14 protein-coding genes are annotated in these 16,951 nt (G+C 72.0%); 2 read left to right on the plus strand and 12 right to left on the minus strand.

Annotated features, from left to right (window positions below):
• Positions 1–567 precede the first annotated feature (567 nt).
• The 8 genes from RISW2_RS00120 to RISW2_RS00155 all read right to left on the minus strand — a co-directional run bounded on the left by RISW2_RS00120 (position 568) and on the right by RISW2_RS00155 (position 9,972).
• Positions 568–1,281, minus strand: coding sequence for a SurA N-terminal domain-containing protein (locus RISW2_RS00120; RefSeq protein ID WP_043765067.1), 714 nt, complete (start codon positions 1,279–1,281; stop codon positions 568–570).
• A gap of 91 nt (positions 1,282–1,372) precedes the next feature.
• Entirely contained in the window at positions 1,373–2,812 is a 1,440-nt protein-coding gene (locus RISW2_RS00125) for a fused MFS/spermidine synthase (protein WP_244437479.1), read from the minus strand.
• 127 nt (positions 2,813–2,939) lie between these two features.
• The gene (gene dhaL, locus RISW2_RS00130) at positions 2,940–4,694 is read right to left on the minus strand and encodes a dihydroxyacetone kinase subunit DhaL (protein WP_043765070.1); all 1,755 of its coding nucleotides are present in this window, start codon (positions 4,692–4,694) and stop codon (positions 2,940–2,942) included.
• Positions 4,695–4,719: 25 nt separating this feature from the next.
• On the minus strand, positions 4,720–6,390 hold the full coding sequence (locus tag RISW2_RS00135) for a glycerol-3-phosphate dehydrogenase/oxidase (RefSeq protein ID WP_043765073.1): 1,671 nt from the start codon (positions 6,388–6,390) through the stop codon (positions 4,720–4,722).
• Positions 6,383–7,912, minus strand: coding sequence for an FGGY-family carbohydrate kinase (locus tag RISW2_RS00140; RefSeq protein ID WP_043765075.1), 1,530 nt, complete (start codon positions 7,910–7,912; stop codon positions 6,383–6,385). The genes RISW2_RS00135 and RISW2_RS00140 overlap by 8 nt, the downstream gene beginning before the upstream one ends.
• Before the next feature lie 32 nt (positions 7,913–7,944).
• A complete protein-coding gene (derI, locus tag RISW2_RS00145; RefSeq protein WP_043765079.1) occupies positions 7,945–8,400 on the minus strand; it encodes a D-erythrulose-4-phosphate isomerase in 456 nt (151 codons plus the stop codon).
• 19 nt (positions 8,401–8,419) lie between these two features.
• Positions 8,420–9,187, minus strand: a complete 768-nt coding sequence (locus RISW2_RS00150; protein ID WP_043765082.1) for a triose-phosphate isomerase — start codon at positions 9,185–9,187, stop codon at positions 8,420–8,422.
• Complete coding sequence (locus tag RISW2_RS00155; protein WP_043765085.1) at positions 9,184–9,972, minus strand: DeoR/GlpR family DNA-binding transcription regulator; 789 nt, start codon at positions 9,970–9,972, stop codon at positions 9,184–9,186. The genes RISW2_RS00150 and RISW2_RS00155 overlap by 4 nt, the downstream gene beginning before the upstream one ends.
• Positions 9,973–10,183: 211 nt before the next feature.
• Between RISW2_RS00155 and RISW2_RS00160 the strand changes: the two genes are divergently transcribed.
• Together RISW2_RS00160 and fba are read left to right on the plus strand one after the other, a co-directional pair.
• A complete protein-coding gene (locus tag RISW2_RS00160; protein WP_043765088.1) occupies positions 10,184–11,212 on the plus strand; it encodes a class 1 fructose-bisphosphatase in 1,029 nt (342 codons plus the stop codon).
• Between the two features lies 1 nt (position 11,213).
• Entirely contained in the window at positions 11,214–12,248 is a 1,035-nt protein-coding gene (gene fba, locus RISW2_RS00165) for a class II fructose-bisphosphate aldolase (protein WP_043765091.1), read from the plus strand.
• A gap of 22 nt (positions 12,249–12,270) precedes the next feature.
• On the opposite strand, the gene RISW2_RS00170 is transcribed toward fba, so the two are convergent.
• The 4 genes from RISW2_RS00170 to RISW2_RS00185 all read right to left on the minus strand — a co-directional run bounded on the left by RISW2_RS00170 (position 12,271) and on the right by RISW2_RS00185 (position 16,950).
• Positions 12,271–13,239, minus strand: coding sequence for a sugar-binding transcriptional regulator (locus RISW2_RS00170; protein ID WP_043765092.1), 969 nt, complete (start codon positions 13,237–13,239; stop codon positions 12,271–12,273).
• Positions 13,240–13,263: 24 nt separating this feature from the next.
• Positions 13,264–14,403 (minus strand): iron-containing alcohol dehydrogenase, encoded by a 1,140-nt coding sequence (locus RISW2_RS00175; protein ID WP_425277781.1) that lies wholly within the window; start codon positions 14,401–14,403, stop codon positions 13,264–13,266.
• A gap of 106 nt (positions 14,404–14,509) precedes the next feature.
• Entirely contained in the window at positions 14,510–15,442 is a 933-nt protein-coding gene (locus tag RISW2_RS00180; RefSeq protein WP_043765096.1) for a sugar phosphate isomerase/epimerase family protein, read from the minus strand.
• Complete coding sequence (locus RISW2_RS00185) at positions 15,442–16,950, minus strand: glycerol-3-phosphate dehydrogenase (protein ID WP_043765098.1); 1,509 nt, start codon at positions 16,948–16,950, stop codon at positions 15,442–15,444. Before RISW2_RS00185 ends, RISW2_RS00180 begins: the two co-directional genes overlap by 1 nt.
• Between the last annotated feature and the right edge of the window lies 1 nt (position 16,951).

Below are 16,951 nucleotides of genomic sequence, written 5' to 3' on the forward strand. Positions count from 1 at the left end.
GCGCCCGCGGCGGCTGCGCACAACGTGCGACCTGTTCGGAAGAGTGTCGAAAATCGAATGGCCACAAGGGCTTCGGGCGCGGGTTCCAAGCGCGTCAGGCGCACGCGGAACCGCGGACCGCGGGCGCCCTGTCCCGCCTGTCGGTTCGCCTCGGCCATTTCCTGCTGACGTAAGGGCAACCACTCCCTGCGCGGTCGCGTTCGCGGCGCCTCGGGCAACGAGGCGGCCGCCGGCGTGGCGAAGGTCCGCGTAGCGCCGTGCGGTCCCCGTCGGCCATCCGCGCCAGCACGTGGGCGTCGTTCTCGGACGTTGCCATCGCCCCTGCGCCCCGTGTGGGTCCCTCGGACCGTGTCGCGGTCAGGGACGGGTCAGGGCGATCGTGCCGCGCTCGCGCGGCTCAGCGTGCGGGGCCGCACGCGCACGAAGGCCGCCGCGAGTGAGGCGACGGCCTTCGGAAGCATCTCATGCGTCGACTACCAGGCATATGCTGTGAACGAGACGCCGTAGACCTGCTTCCATGTACTTAGCATAACACGGATCGGACCGAGTCGCTTGTCACGAATCCGGTCACCGGTCCGCGGTGTCGCCGTCGGTGGTCTCCTGCTTCGATCCGGCGTTCGCGGGATCGGTACCGGCAGCGCGTGGCTCGCCGTCGGGGCCGTAGAACACGATCCGCGTGCCCTCCTGCAGCTCGCTCTGCAGCTGTCCGTAGGCCTCCTGGCGCAGCTGGTTCTCGATCTGCGGCCGGACATCCTCGAGCGGCGGGATTTCGGCGTCGGCGTTCGCCTTGATCTCCTCGTAGGTGGACCGGACCGCCTCGTCGGTGACCGCGCCGTCGAGCTCGCGCTGCAGGAAGACGCGCACCATGGCATCTTCCTCGCGCATGCGCGCGTCTTCCTCGACGGCGGCCTGCACCTCCTCGTCCTCCGACAGGCCGGCCTCGGCGGCGGCGGCGAGGACGAGTTCGTGCATGATGAGCTGCTCGACCGCCATCGGGATCAGCGTCTCCGCCGGCTGCTGGCGCATGCGCTCGGGCATCGCCTGGATCATCGCCATGACGTCGGCCTGCGTGATGTCGGCGTCGTCGACGCTGGCGATCCGCGCCTCGGGGTCAATCTGTCCCTCCGCGCCCGGCGCGCCTTGGGAGCTTGCGGTGGTGTCCTGGTTCTGGCGGGTGTCGGGGGCCTCGGCCGCACCGTCCTGCGACTGGGCGAAGGCGGCGGAGGTCAGGGCGATCGCCGCGGCTGCGGCGGAGGTCGTGAGGCGCGTCGCGAAACGCATGGGGTGTCTCCTGTGGTGATTGCCGTCTGCAGGACCAACAGGTGCGGCTGCCCGACGTTCCATGTCGGGCAGGCCCGCGCACCTCGCGGCGCTACCGGTGGCCGACCCAGCCGCGGTCGTCGGTGAAGGCCCGCGCCGGCGCCGGACGGTAGCGCGCGTAGCCCTCGGGCAGCGTGTCGAGCGCCGCGAGCGGCGTGCGGGAGGCGGCCAGGAGGACGTTGCCGCGCCCGCGCGCGCTTGTCGGTCCGCGGACCGCCACCACGTGCGGGTAGAGCCCGTCGAGGATCGCGTGGACCCCGCGCGCGAGGGGGCCGTCGGGTGCGTCGATGAGATTGACGTAAACCGGGCCTGCGACGATCTCGCGCAGCCGCGCGTAGGTCTCGACGGTGACGAGGTGGGCGGGCACCGACCCGGACGAGAACGCGTCCATCACCGCCGCGTCGAAGCGTCGGCTGGTCTCGTTCAGGTAGACCCGGCCGTCCGCGTGCACGATGCCGAGCCGGCCTGACGACGGTTCGGTTCCGTCCGCATCGTAGCCGGTCCGGTCGATCATTGCCGAGGCTGCGGGCATGTGGGCCTGCACGACCTGCGTCACCAGCGGGTCGATCTCCACCGCGACCGCCTGCGCCTCGGGCCGCGCCGCGAGGAGCCGCGTGGGCAGGGTGTACCCGCCGACGCCCACGAAGAGCACGTCCGGATCGGCCCCGAGGTCGCGGTCGAGCCGCGCCCAGAGCCATCGCGTGTAGGAGAGGGCGAGCGCGCCGTCCGCGGCCGCCGGATCGCCTGCGCGCGGCACCCGTTCGGCCGCCTGTTCGGTGCCGTCGGACAGCAGCCGGACCATGCCGCCGGTGCGCAGGACATGCAGGCAGGACAGGCCGGATTCGTACATGCAGGCGGGGGTGCCGACGACGCCCGCGAAGGCGACGAAGGCCGCGGCGGCGACCGTCACGACCGGGCGCGGGCCCGTCCCGTCGCTGGAACCCCCGGCGCCGTCGCCCGGCGGGGGCCGGCGCAGGAAGGGCAGGCAGAGCAGGCACACCGCGCCGCAGGCCGCGAACGTGGCCGTCGAGCCGATGAGCGGCAACGCGACGAAGCCCGCGAGGATCGCGCCCACGATCGCGCCCACCGACCCCGCGGCGAGGACGATTCCGAGCGACGATCCCTCGCGCCCGGGTCGCGCCTCGACCGCGAGCTTGGCGAGGTAGGGCGAGGGCAGCGTCACGGTGACGGAAGCCGGGAAGAAGGTGACGAAGACGCTGAGCAGCATGCCCCCGGTGCCGCGCGCCCCGGATGCGTGCACGAGCCCGAGCAGCGTCGGCGAGAGCGCCATCAGGACCGCCGTCGCCACCAGCGCATTGCGCACGGTGCCGGCGGCCGCGGCGCGCGGACGCTCCGCCACGAAGCCGCCGAACGCGCTGCCGAGCGAGAACCCCGCGAGCACGGTCGCGATGACCGCGGTCCAGGTCAGGAGCGAGGTGCCGAAGAACGGCGCGAGCACCCGGCCCGCGGCGATCTCGTAGGTCAGACCCACGCCCGACAGGACGAGGATCAGCGCGATGGCGATCGGGAACCGGATGGAAGCCTCCCTTGCGTTGCCCGGCGCCAGATAGTCCGTTCGCCGCGTCGCGCGACGGGATACGCGTCCGGCGTCCGGGGGTCTAGGCTTCGGACGGCCGGAGGCTGCGCGCCCAGGCCGCGAGGATTGTCGCGGCGGAGGCCGCGCCCGGGTCGACATGGCCAAGCACCCGGTCGCCGAGCTTCTGCGACCGGCCGCGCGCGCTGCGCATGTCGGCGGTCGCGGCGGCACCAGCCTGCGCGGCCGCCGCCGCGGCCTCGAGGCAGTCGCGGCTGGTGGCGCCGCTATCGGCTCGCGCCGAGGCCGCGTCGGCTGCCGGGCGCCAGGCGTCCAGCATGGTCTTCTCGCCCACCCGGGCCTGGCCGCGCGTCGCGATGCCGTCCGCGAACCCGTCGAGCCAGCGGGCCAGCGCCCGGCCATCGAGGTCCACCCGGTCCGCGACCGCCTCGCCCGCCGCCCGGAACCCCGAGGCGTAGAGCGGCCCCGCCGATGCGCCGACGGCGTCGAGGAAGGCCTCCGCGACGACGTCGCAGGTCCCGGTGATCGTCGTGTCGGCGGGAACGCCGCCCAGCGCGGTCAGGACCGCCTTCCAGCCGATCTCCATTGTGATGCCGTGATCGCCGTCGCCGATCGCGCCGTCGAGCGCGCAGAGATGGTCGCGCTCGGCAAAGATCGCTTCGGCGCCCGCGTGCATCATGGCGCGGAACTCGGCCGGCCCGAGATCGCCCCCGGATTTCAGCGCCGCGCGATCGACCGCCCGCGCGGTGCGCGCCGCCGGCCGGGCGGCGGCGCGGCGCGGGCGCGCCGTCGCCTGCGGGCCCGGCTCGCCGACGCGCAGGGCGGGTGTCTTGCAGGGATGGTCGAGCCAGGCCTCGAGATCGGCGTCGAGGCGCATGAGCGTGACCGACGCCCCCTCCATGTCGAGGGAGGTGCAGTATTCGCCGACCCAGCTGCGGTGGATTGCCACGTCGCGGGCGGAGAGCACCGCCGCGACCCGCCGGTGCAGCAGGTAGAGTTCGAGGAGCGAGGTCGACCCGAGGCCGTTCACCAGCACCGCGACGCGGTCCCCGGCGCCGAGGCGCAGCTCCTCCAGGATGGGCTCGAGCAGGCGGTCGGCGACCGCGTCGGCGCCTTCGGCGGGCCCGCGCTCGATGCCGGGTTCGCCGTGGATGCCCATGCCGATCTCCATCTGGCCGACCGGCAGGTCGAAGTTCGGCCGTCCGGTCTGCGGCAGGACGCAGGCCGACAGCGCCACCCCCATGGTGCGGGTGGCGGCGTTGGCGCGGGCCGCGGCGGCCTCGACCGCGTCGAGGTCAAGGCCCCGGTCGGCCGCGGCGCCCGCGACCTTGAACACGAAGAAGTCGCCGGCGATGCCGCGCCGTTCCCCCGCCCGGTCGGCGGGGGCCGAGGCGACGTCGTCCGTCACGACGAAGCACCGCGCGGGGACGCCCTCGCGTGCCATGTCCTCCGCCGCCATGCCGAAATTCATCACGTCGCCGGTATAGTTCCCGAAGAGGAAGAGCACGCCCGCGCCGCCGTCCGCCGCACGGCCCGCATCCGCGATCTGCGCGGGCGAGGGCGAGGCGAAGATGTTGCCGAGCGGCGCCGCGTCGGCGAGCCCCCGGCCGACATAGCCCGCGAAGGCCGGCTCGTGCCCCGACCCGCCGCCGACGACGATGCCGACCTTGCCGTCGCGCGGCCCGTTCCGCGCAACGATCGCGCGCCCGGTTCCGCCCTCGACGTGCAGGAGATCGGGATGCGCCGACACCATGCCCTCGATCAGGTCCTCGATCAGCGTATCCGGATCGTTGATGAGCTTGCGGTGGTGGTCGGACACGGGCGGAGATCCTTGCTGGCGGTCGTCAGGCCAAGTCTAGGTGCACGCCGTGGCGCTCGGCAAGGAGCGCGGCCAGCTCCCGAAGCTCCGTCTCCGCGCGTCCTTCGGGCCAGTCGAGCGCCGCGGCCGCGAGCGCCGCGACCCGGCGGCAGAGCGGCGGGGTCAGCCGGCCGCCGATCGCGAGCGGGGTGCGGCGCAACAGGACGTCGGACAGGTGCACGACGCTTTCGTGCCGCAGGATCCAGTCGATCTCGGCCTCGGTGAAGTCCGGCGCGTCCGGCAGGGGGGCCGGGTCTGGTCCCTCGTGCCGCGCGATGGCGCGCGCGGTGGTGCCGTATCGCTCGAGGAGCGTGGCGAGGCGCGCTGTCCCCGCGCCCGTCTCGCGTGCGGCCTCCGCGATCCAGCCCGCGCGTGCGGCCGCGTCGCGGGGCAGGTCGCGCCCGCCGCCGATCGCCATGGTGTCGGTCGGCCGGCGCCTTGCCGTGCCGAGTTGGGCGAGCACGCTGTCGCTCACCTCGGCGGCGAAGGCGCGGAAGGTCGTCCACTTGCCCCCGACGAGCGAGATGACCGGGAAGGGCCGCGCGGCCGTCGCGGGCTCGGTCGGGGCCGAATGGTCGCGGCTGATGAGGCCGGGCGCCACGCCCTCGGAATTCGGCAGGGGCCGGATGCCGGCATAGGCGTAGACGATCTGATCGCGGTCGAATGCCAGTCCGGGCAGGAGATCGCGCAGCGCCTGCAGGAAATACGCGGTCTCCGCGTCGGTGCAGAAGGCGGCGTCCGGGTCGTCGTCGGGAATGTCGGTCGAGCCGACGAGCGCGCGGCCCTCGAACGGCACGACGAGCAGGATGCGCCCGTCATCGGCCTCGAAATAGAGCATCCGGCCGTCGAGCTGGCGCAGGAGCTCCGGGTGGTCGAGCAGGACATGCGCGCCCTTCGTGCCGCCGATCAGCCGCGTGTCGAGGCCGAGCGCCGCGTTCACCCGGTCGATCCAGGGTCCCGCGGCGTTGACCGCGACGCGCGTGCGGACCGTGCGCGCACTGCCCGCCTGCGGCTGCAGCCGCAGCGCGCCATCGGCCATCCCGGTGACGGCGCACCAGTTCAGCGCCTCGGAGCCGGGCGACAGGGCGAGACCGTCCTGCACGAGTTCCAGAACCAGCCGTTCCGGCGCGGTCACCTTGGCGTCGTGGTAGGTGCCGAGCGCCACGATGCGCGGGGTCAGGGCAGGCAGGTCCGACAGCGCCCGGCGGCGCCCGACCATGCGGTGCCGCGGCATCTGCCGTGCGCGCGCACCGTAGATGTCGTAGAGCGCGAGCCCGATCTTCACGAGGAGGGCGCCGCGGCTCCGCGGCGCGGTCGTCGAGCCGAGAAGCGTGCGCAGCGCCGCCGCGACGCCCTTGGTCCAGGACAGGATCGGGATGGCGGTCGGCAGCGGGCGGACGAGATGCGCGGCGTTCCGCAACAGCAGGTTGCGCTCGTAGGTCGATTCGGCGACCAGCCGGAGCTCGCCCGTCTCGAGATATTTCAGCCCGCCATGGATCAGCCGCGACGGCGCCGCGCTGGTGCCCGAGCCGAAATCGCCCTTGTCGACGATCAGGCATTTCAGCCCCTGCGCGCAGAGGTCGCGGAAGACGCCCGCGCCGTTGATGCCGGCGCCGATGATGACGGCGTCGAAGGTATCGCCGGAGCGCTCAGTCACGGGGCCCCTCCCGTCCCATGGCCTCGAGTGCGTTCAGTCGGTCCCAGGTGGGTCCGAGCGCCTCGGCCACCTCGCGGTAGAGTGCGAAGCGGTGGGAATAGTGCGCGGCGCGGTCGGGCGCGGGGCGCCAGGTCGTGGCCTCGCCGTCGATGTCCCGCGGATCGGCGTCGAAGCGGGCAAAGGCCCCGATGGCGGCCCCGGCGCAGAGCGCGGCACCCCAGGCCGCGGCCTCGTCGGTCGCGGTCACGGTCACCGGCATGTCGAGGATGTCGGCGAAGAGCTGCGCCACCGTCGGGTTGCGCGAGGCGCCGCCGGTCAGACGGACCTCGGTCGCCTCGAATGGGCCGCGCAGCGCGTCGACATGCTGGCGGTGGTTGAAGGCGATGCCCTCGAGAAGCGCGGCCAGCATGTCTCCGCGGCCGTGCCAGCCGCGCAGTCCGAGGAACCCGGCGCTGGGCGCGGCCCCCATGGGCGAGCCGAAGAGGTAGGGGTGGTAGAGAAGCGGGGAGGGCCGTGCCAGCGCCGCGTCGATCTCGGACCGGAGCAGGTCGTGGATGCCCGGCCCGGCGTCGCGGCGTTCGGCGGCGCAGAGCGTGTCGAGGAACCAGTCGTAGTTCGTGGCCGAGGCGGGCGAGATCGCCATGCTGTTCCAGAAGCCCGGCGCGACCGCGTTGCGGCAGAACCATCGGGCGTCGATGCGCGGCGCGGTCGAGACGCATTCGTTGATCGAGTAGGTGCCGGCGACGACGCCGACGACGCCCGGACGGTGCGCGCCGATGCCGAGCGCAGAGGCCGTCACGTCGTGCAGGCCCGCCGCCACCGGCGTGCCCTCGGCGAGGCCGGTCGCCCGCGCAGCCGCGGCCGTCACGTGGCCCACGATCTCGGCCGAATGCGCCATGTCGGGCAGCGCGCCGGACAGGGCGGAGAGGCCGAAGAGGTCGAGCGCGGCGCCGCTGAACGCCTGCGTGCCGGGCTCGGTGAAGGAGGTGCTGGCCTCGGTCCGGTCGGTGCCGATCCGCCCGCTCAGGCAGAAGCACAGCCAGTCCTTGCAGGCCAGCACGTGGCCGATGCGCGCGAATCTCTCGGGCTCCTCGCGGCGCATCCAGGCGAGCAGCGCGGAGGGCGCCGAGACGTGCGGGACCTGCCCGGTCAGCGCCAGCGCGCGCTCGGCGGTGCCGTCGCGGGTCCAGTCGTCGACGACGCCGATGGCCCGGCTGTCCAGCGACAGGATCCCGGGCCCGAGCGGCGCGCCTTCGGGATCGAGCAGGTAGACCCCGTCGCCATGCGCGGTGGCGGCGACCGCCACGACCCGCGACGGGTCGGTGGCTCCGGCCGACAGGACCTCGCGGATCGCCGCGGCGGTCTCCTGCCACAGCGTGTCCATGTCGCGCTCCACGCGCCGGGGACCGGGCTTCTGCTGCGGCACGGTGCGCCGGCTGACCGCGACCTGCGTGCCCTCGAGGTCGAAGAGCACGGCCTTGGTCACGGTCAGGCCGTTGTCGATTGCGAGGATCCTGTCCATCTGCCGCCTTCGCTGGTCGCCGCCGCCTGCAATCAGGCCTTGTGGTACTTTGCGTCGACCGCGTCGATCGCCTTGACGTTGCCCGCAGAGCGTCCCTCGGGATCGAAGGATGCCGAGAGAAAGGCATCGGCGATGTCCTTGGCCAGTTCCGGCCCGATCACGCGCGAGCCCATGGTGATGATCTGCGCGTTGTTCGAGGTAGCGGCCTTGCCGGCGGAATAGGTGTCGTGGCACTGCGCGGCGCGGATGCCCGGCACCTTGTTGGCCGAGAGGCAGACGCCGATCCCCGTGCCGCAGCACAGGATCGCGCGGTCGTAGTCGCCCGCGAGCACCGCCGATGCCACGCGGTCGGCCATGTTCGCGTAGAACGCGTCGGGCCCGTCCTCGGTGCGCGAGATTTCCGACACGTCGTGCGTGTCCTTCAGGTGGTCGGCGAGAATCTTGGCGAGCCCTTCGCCCGCGCTGTCGCCTGCGATCGCAATCTTCATGACGTCTTCCTTTCCTTTTTCAGAGAACCGCGGCGCAGCGCGCGAGGATGTCGAGGTAGCCCTCGACGGTCCACGCGGAGCGCCCGATGAACAGCCCGTCGACATGCGGGCAGCGGATGAGTTCCTCGCAATTGCCGGGATTGACCGACCCGCCGTAGAGGCAGGGCATCCGGCGGCCGAGCACGTCCTCGGCGACCGCGATGATCTCGGCCTGACGCGCATCCGCATAGTCGGAGGTCGCGGGGATGCCGTTCTCGCCGATCGCCCACACGGGTTCGTAGGCGAGGAGGATCTCGGCGTCCTTCCAATCGTCGCCGAGCCGGGCGAGGGCCCCGCGCACCTGCGCCGCGAGCACCTCCTGCGCGCGCCCGGCCTCGCGTTCCTCCAGCGTCTCGCCGATGCAGATCAGCGGGATCAGCCCGTGGCGCACCGCGGCCTCGGTCTTGAGCCCGACGGTCTCGTCGGTCTCGCCGAAATGCGCGCGGCGCTCGGAATGGCCGAGCTCGACGATGTCGAGCTCGCAATCCCGGAGCATGAGCGGCGAAACCTCGCCCGTCCACGCGCCGCTGTCCGCCCAGTGCATGTTCTGCGCGCCCACCTTGACCGAGCTGTCCGCGAGCATGGACGCGACTTCGCGCACGGCGGTGAAGGGCGGGATCACGAAGCGCTGGATGCGCGGGTCGCGCGCGGCGTCGGCGGCGGCCAGTGCCGCCGCGAAGGCCTGCGCCTCGGCGAGCGTCTTGTTCATCTTCCAGCTGGTGCCGATCCAGAAGCTCGGTCGGGTCATGCGGGGATCTCCTGCAGGTCGGGATCGTCGGACAGCGTCAGCGGCAGGCCGGCCGCACGCAGCGCGGCACAGGTCTCGGGATCGGGGGCGCTGTCGGTGATGATGTGGTCGAACTCCGCCAGCGTCGCGAGGCGGTGCAGCGCGGCGTGGCCGAAGCGGGCGTGGTTGACCAGGAGCACGCGGCGCGCGGCGCGGTCCATCATCGCCCGCTTGGCCCGCAGCACGCTGTCGTCCATGTGGAACACCTCGAGCCCCGAGACGGCCGGCGACGAGATGAAGGCGATGTCGGCGCGCAGTCCCGCCAGCGCGTCCTCGGTCACCTTGCCGAGATAGGCGTTGAACTTGGCGGAATGCACGCCGCCGAGCGCGATGAGCGTCACGCCCGCCTCGGCGCGCAGCGCGTCGATCACGGCCGCGTTGTTGGTGATGACCGTCAGCGGGCGCCGCGCGACCAGCATCTGCCCGAGGATCGCGGCCATCGACCCGTCGTTGATCATGACGGACATGCCGGGCTCGACCAGCCGCAGCGCCGCGCGCGCCATGGCGGTCTTGGCCTCGCTGTCCTGCCGCTCGCGGAAGCGGAAGTCGCTTTCGAACTGGGTGCCCGACCGGATGGTGGCGCCGCCGCGGATCTTGCGCAGGAGGCCCGCGCCCTCGAGGTCGTCGAGGTCGCGGTGGATGGTCATCTTCGACACGCCGAAGCGTTCCGAGAGCGCGTCCAGCTCGACCTCGCCCTCGGCCACCAGCATGTCCATGATGGCCTGTTGCCTGTCGTCACGTTTCACGCCGCGTCCTCCTGCGCATAACATCACACGTCACAAAGTTCACGTCAATGGTGTTATATTGAGATTCAATATTGTGATGTTTCCGCATTTGCGCTAGCGCTTCCACAGCTGAGGAGGACACCCATGCCGACAGAATCGCTCTTCGGGGACATCGCCGGGTGCGCCCTCGATCCCGCGCGCGCGGCGCACGCCGAGACGCAGGGGCCGAACCATGCCTGAGCCGATCGCCGCGCCCCTCCGGCTCAGCCGGGACGGCGCCATCACGGCGCCGACACTGGCGCATCACCTCGAGCAACGGGCGGGCGACGCGCCGCAGCGCGTGGCGCTCGCCGCCCTCGTCGCGGCCCTGGCCCAGGGCAGCATCCCGCTTGCCGGCCGGCTGGCGCAGGGACACCTGACCGGCGATCCGACCGCGGTGGTCGGGACCAACGATTCCGGCGACCGGCAGAAGGCCCTCGACATGGCCGCGCACGACCATTTCGTCGCGCTCCTGCGCGGGCTGTCGGTCGCGCGGGTCCTGTCCGAAGAGGCTGAGACGGTCATCGACCTCGACCCCGAGGGCCTGTTCGACGTGGCCATGGACCCGATCGACGGGTCGGGCAGCATCGGCATCGGCGCGCCGCTCGGCGCGCTCTTCGCGATCTTCCCGGCGGGCGGATCGTTCCTGCGCTCCGGACGCGAGATGATCGGCGCGGCCTACGTGTCCTTCGGGCACTCGGTCGATTTCGGCTTCAGCATGGGGGACGGGGTGTCCATCGCGACGCTCGACCCGGTGACCGGCATCTTCCACGTGGACAGCGTCGACGTGCGGGTGACGGACGAGACCTCGACCGTCGCGTTCAACGCCTCGAACCGGAAGCGCTGGCTGCCCGGGCTGCAATCCTACGTGCTCGACCTGCTCGAAGGGGCGGACGGGCCGCGGGGGCGCGATTTCAACATGCGCTGGATCGCGGCGGCGGTCGGCGACCTGCATCGGATCCTGCGGCGCGGCGGGCTGTTCATGTATCCCGCGGACACCCGTCCGGGCTATGGCGGCGGGTTCCTGCGGCTCGCCTACGAGGCCTTTCCCATCGCGTACCTCGTCGAGCAGGCGGGCGGCGCCGCGTCCGACGGGCGGCGGCCGATCCTCGATCGCATCCCCGCGCATCCCCACGACCGCGTGCCGCTGGTCTTCGGCAGCCGTGCCGAGGTCGCCGTGGTCGCAGACTACCTTTCAGACCCCGAGCACCAGGAGACCTGACATGGCCCGCATCACGCTTCGCCAACTTCTCGACCATGCGGCGGCCCACGACTACGCGGTGCCCGCCTTCAACATGTCGAACATGGAGCAGGGACTGGCCATCATGGCGGCGGCCGATGCCACCGGGTCGCCGGTGATCCTGCAGGCGAGCCGCGGTGCGCGGGCCTATGCCAACGACGTCGTGCTGGCAAAGCTGATCGACGCGCTCGTGGACATCTACCCGCATATCCCGGTCTGCATGCACCTCGACCACGGCAACACGCTCGCCACCTGCGTGACCGCGATCCAGCACGGCTTCACCTCGGTGATGATGGACGGCTCTCTGATGGAGGACGGCACGACGCCCGCGGATTACGCCTACAACGTGCGGGTGACGCGGTCGGTGGTGGAGGTCGCGCATGCCGCGGGCGTGTCGGTCGAGGGCGAACTGGGTGTCCTCGGATCGCTCGAGACCGGCATGGGCGACCAGGAGGACGGACACGGCGCCACCGAAAAACTGAGCCACGCGCAGCTTCTGACCGATCCCGAGGAGGCCGAGAGGTTCGTGGCCGAGACCGGCGTCGACGCCCTCGCCGTCGCCATGGGCACGAGCCACGGCGCCTACAAGTTCACCCGCCAGCCGGACGGCGACGTGCTGGCCATGGACGTGATCGAGGCGATCCACAGCCGGCTGCCCGACACGCACCTCGTGATGCACGGCTCGTCCTCGGTTCCCGAGGCGCTGCGGCTCCTGATCAACGAGTACGGCGGCGACATCCGGCCGACCTGGGGCGTGCCGCTCGAGGAGATCCGGCGCGGCATCCGCCACGGCGTGCGCAAGGTGAACATCGACACCGACCTGCGCCTCGCGGCCACCTCGGCGATCCGCCGCACGCTCGTCAGCGCACCGTCGGAATTCGACCCGCGCAAGTACCTCAAGCCCGCGATGGACAGCATGAAGGCGCAATGTGTCGAGAAGTTCGAGGCGTTCGGCACCGCCGGGCAGGCCGAGCGCATCCGCGCCCGCCCGCTGCGCGAGATGGCGCGCGCCTACTGACCGCGCGCGCGACGGCCGGCGGTCACGCGCCGCCGGTCACCAGCGCCCGCGCGGTGCGCTCGTCGGTGATGAGCCCCGAGAGCCGCCCGCTGTTCAGCACGGCGCGGATCGCGTCGACCTTGCCCATCCCGCCGGCCAGCGCGACGATGCGGTCGGTGCGCGCCGTCCCCTCGCCCAGGGAGGCTGCGATGGTTCGCTTCGTCAGGGGGGAATCAAGGATCTTTCCGTCCGCGTCGAAGAAGTGGCCGAGGATTTCGCCGCGTCCGCCCTCGGCCGAGATCGCCTCGATCTCGTCCTGTCGGATCAGCCCGGCGACGACCAGCTGCGCCTCGTAGGTCGCGGTGCCGATGCCCACGAGCTTGAGCGGCGCCGCCTCGGCCATCTGCAGCACCTCCGAGATGCCGCGCTGGGCCAGCAGGACCTCGCGGTCCTCGACCGAATTGGCGTAGAACGGAACCGGCATGACATAGGCCTGCGCGCCGGTCTTCTCCGCCAGGAGGTGCATCACGTCGTGCGGGTTCGCGGCGAAGTTCCGCGTGAGCCCGCCCAGCAGCGACACGAAGCGCCAGTCCGGCCGCGACATGTGCGGCATCGACCGCACGGCCGCGGTCAGAGTCCGTCCGTGACTGATGGCGATGACGCGGCCGTCGTCGTTCTCGAGGCAGCGGCGCAGCCAGGACGCCCCGGCCGCCCCGAGCGCCTCGAGCGGCAGGCCGTCCTCCTCGAGGTCGGGCGCGACCTCGCAGGTCTCGAGGCCGTACCGCTGGCAGAGCGCCTGCTCGAGCTCGATGCACTCGATGATGTCGCCCTCGATCGACACCTTCACGGCGCCCTCGGCCACGGCGCGCGCGATCAGCCGGTGCGCCTTCACCGAGGGCACGCCGATGCGCTTGGCGACCTCGGCCTGCCTAAGGCCGCCCACGTAGTGCAGCCAGGCGGCGCGGATCGCCAGCGAATGCTCGGCATCCGCGGTCCCGCGGTCCCTTGCCATGTTGCGTCCTCCGCTTCGCGGCGCCTAGCGCGCGCTGTCCAAGATCCCCGCGAGCGCCGCCGCGTCGAGCGGCACGGGATTCGCCTTCATCGACGAGGAACTCGCCGCCATCTCCGCCGCCTCGGCCCGCTGGTCCGCCGTCACGCCCTGCGCGTCGAGCCCGGGCAGACCGGCCGCCCGCGCCCAGTCCGCGAGCGACGAGAATGCGGCGTCGGGCGCGATCGACAAGGCCTGCACGAGCGCGCGGCGCACGTTCCCGATCCGGTGGGCCGTCTCGCCGTCCGCGCGCGCGGCATTGGCGGCCAGGCCATGCGGCAGGAGCGCGCCGCAGATCGCCCCGTGCGCCGCGCCCGAAAGTCCGCCGAGCGGTCCCGCGAGCCCGTGCACGACGCCGAGCCCCGCATTGGCAAGGGCGAGGCCGCCGCAGAGGCTGGTCCAGGCCAGCGTGTCGCGCGCGTCTTCGTCCTCGTTCTGCATGAGCGTCATCAGTGCGGCCGGGCCCGCCGCGATCGCGGGCAGGCAGAGCGCGTCGGTCATCGGGTTCGCGCGGGTGCAGAGATAGGGCTCGATCACCTGCGTGATGGCGTCGAGACCCGAGGCGAGCGTCACCGACCGCGGGCAGCCGTCGGTCAGCGAGGGGTCGACGACCGCTATCCGCGGCAGCATGCGCGCATCGCGCAGCGACACCTTGCGCCGCGCCTCGGGCACCGCGATCACGGCGTTGCGCGTCACCTCGGCGCCCGTTCCGGCGGTGGTGGGCAGGGCAGCGAAGGGGAGGGGATCGGCATCGAGCGGCAGGCCCCGCCCGACCACCTCGAGATGGTGGAGGAGCGGCCGGGTCGCGGGCACCAGCGCCGCGATGGCCTTGCCGGCATCGATCACCGCGCCGCCGCCGATCGCGACGACCGCGCGGGCGCCGGCCTGCCGCGCCGCGTCCACCCCGGCGGCGACCAGCGCGACGTCGGGCTCGCCGGGCACGGCAAAGGGCGCGACGTCGCAGCCCTCGGCCGCAAGCGCGTCCCTGAGCCAGGCCGCGCGCGCCCCGGTCGCGCCGTGCACCAGAAGGATGCCGGGACCGAGCCGGGCGAGGTCCGGCACCGCGGCGCGCGCCTCCCCGCGTCCGAAACGGATGTCGCCGGCGGTGGCAAAGCGGAAGGCGGGCAGGGGCATCGTTCAGACCTCCGGTGCGGCGACCGCGGCGGGCCCGCCGGCAGGGCCGGGCGCCGGGGGGTGCGGCTGGCAGGCGCCGCCAGCCGGCATCCGCGGGCGGTCAGACACGGAGGTCCCCGGCGCCGCTGTCGATGTGCGGCGCCCAGAAGGCGACGCTTTCGGCGATCTGCGGGATCACCTGCCGGTCGTTCGGTTCGCGTTCCTTGAAGGATAGTTCGAGGCAGATCTCGTTGTCCACCGCGCCGCCCTCGGCGAAGGCTCGCAGCAGCGGTCCGGGCTGGATCGCGCCCTTCGCGTTGAACTCGGCGGTGAAGGGGCGGTGGCCGGACTTGTCGCGCATCGACTGCTTGATGTGGATGATCGGGCTCACCTTCGGCACCGCGCGCGCCCACGCATAGGGATCGGTGTCGCGGGGGTCGGGCGAGGTCACGTCGCCATGGTCGATGTCGGCCATCATCCACATGGGGATCGCCATGTCGGCGGCACTCAGGCGGTCCTGCAGCTTCAGGCATTCCGCGATGGTCTCGCCGAATTCGCGGCCGACCGACATGGGTTCCCAGAACACGTAGGACAGCCCCGCGGCCTTCGCGTGCTCCGCCACTTCGGCCCAGCAGTCGATGGCGATCTTCAGCAGCTCTTCCCGCCGGGCAGGATCGTCGTAGTCGCGGAAGGTGAAGATCGCGAACTGCGTGCCGACCGACGTGCCGCCGAGATCGCCGATGATGTCGGCGAAGGTCTTGAACCAGTCGACGTAGTAGCGCCGCACGTCCCGGTCGGGATGGCCGAAATGGTTGAGCCGCCCGTAGGGCCCGGTCATGCCCGAGGTGACGCGCGCGCCCGTGCGTTGCAGCGCCGCGCCCGTGTCGCGGGTCAGCCGCCGGACCACGGGGGCGGGCCACGACGGGTTGATGAACTCGTGCGTGAGCTGGATGTCGCGGATGCGGATGTCGCGGGCGATGGCATCGACGAGGTCGTCCGGTTCGGCGAAGCGGTTCACCAGCGGGTTCGTGTTCAGCGAGAGCGTCAGCGCCATCAGGCGGCCTCCCGGCGGTCTTCGAACCACTTGGCAAAGGCCGCCTGCTCCGCCTCGGTCAGGTGCAGGCGGTGCTTGGTGCGGCGCCAGAGGATGTCCTCGGCGGTGCGGGCCCATTCGTGCTTCACGAGGTAGGTCACCTCTGCCTCGTAGAGCGTGCCGCCGAAATGCCGGCCGAGCCCCTCGAGCGAGGTCGCGCCGGCGACGATGCGGTCGATCCGCGTGCCGTAGAGCCGTCCGTAATGCCGGCGCAGTTCGCGCGGCATCCACGGATAGTCCTGCTTCATCCGGTTGCGGAATTCCTCGTAATCGGCGCCAGCCATGTCGCCGCCGGGCAGGGGGGCGTTCCCGGTCCAGTCGCCGCCCATCTCGGGAAAGTACTTGTGCACCTTCTGCAGGCCGCGCTCGGCCAGTTCGCGGAAGGTGGTGATCTTGCCGCCGAAGATGTTCAGGAGCGGCGCGCCGCCCCGGTCGTCGATGTCGAAGACGTAGTCGCGGGTGACGGCCGAGGGGTTGCCCTGCCCGTCGTCAAAGAGCGGCCGCACGCCCGAGAAGGTCGTGAGCACGTCGTCGCGCGTCAGCTGTTCCTTGAAGTAGCGGTTCACCGCGTCGATCAGGTACTGCACCTCGGCCTCGTCGGCGGTCACGTCCTCGGCGCGGCCCTCGTAGGCGATGTCGGTGGTGCCGATCAGCGCCTTGTCGCGCTCGTAGGGGTTTATGAAGATCACCCGCTTGTCGTGGTTCTGGACCAGGTAGGCGTTCTCGCCCTTCCAGAACTTCGGCACGATGATGTGGCTGCCCTTCACGAGGCGCACGTTGCGGGACGAGTTCGACCCCGCGACGCGGGTGACCACGTCGGTGACCCAGGGGCCGGCCGCGTTCACCAGCATCCGCGCCTCGAACTCCGAGGTCTCGCCGGTCAGGGTATCCCGCGTGGTGACGCGCCAGATCGCGCCGTCGCGCCGTGCCGAGATGCAGGGCGAGCGGGTCAGCACGGTCGCGCCGCGCTCGGCCGCGTCGACGGCGTTCAGCACCACGAGCCGCGCGTCGTCGACCCAGCAGTCGGAATATTCGAAGCCGCGGGTGTAGCTGTCCTTGATCGCCGCGCCCTCGGGCGCGCGGTGCAGGTTCAGCGTGCGGGTGCCGGGCAGCTTCCGGCGCCCGCCGAGATGGTCATAGAGAAAGAGCCCGAGCCGGACCAGCCAGGCGGGGCGGTCCTGCGGGCTGTGCGGCAGGACGAACCGCATGGGCCAGATGATGTGCGGCGCGTTCCGCATCAGCACCTCGCGTTCGATCAGCGCTTCGCGGACGAGCCTGAACTCGTAATATTCGAGGTAGCGCAGCCCGCCATGCACGAGCTTGCCCGACCGCGACGACGTCCCCTCCGCGAGATCGTCCTTCTCGCACAGCACGACGCTGAGGCCCCGCCCGGCCGCGTCGCGCGCGATGCCCGCACCGTTGATCCCGCCGCCGATCACGAAGAGGTCGACCTTCCGGATGTCAGTCATG

The sequence above is a fragment of the Roseivivax isoporae LMG 25204 genome (assembly GCF_000521865.1).
Taxonomy (GTDB): Bacteria; Pseudomonadota; Alphaproteobacteria; order Rhodobacterales; family Rhodobacteraceae; genus Roseivivax; species Roseivivax isoporae.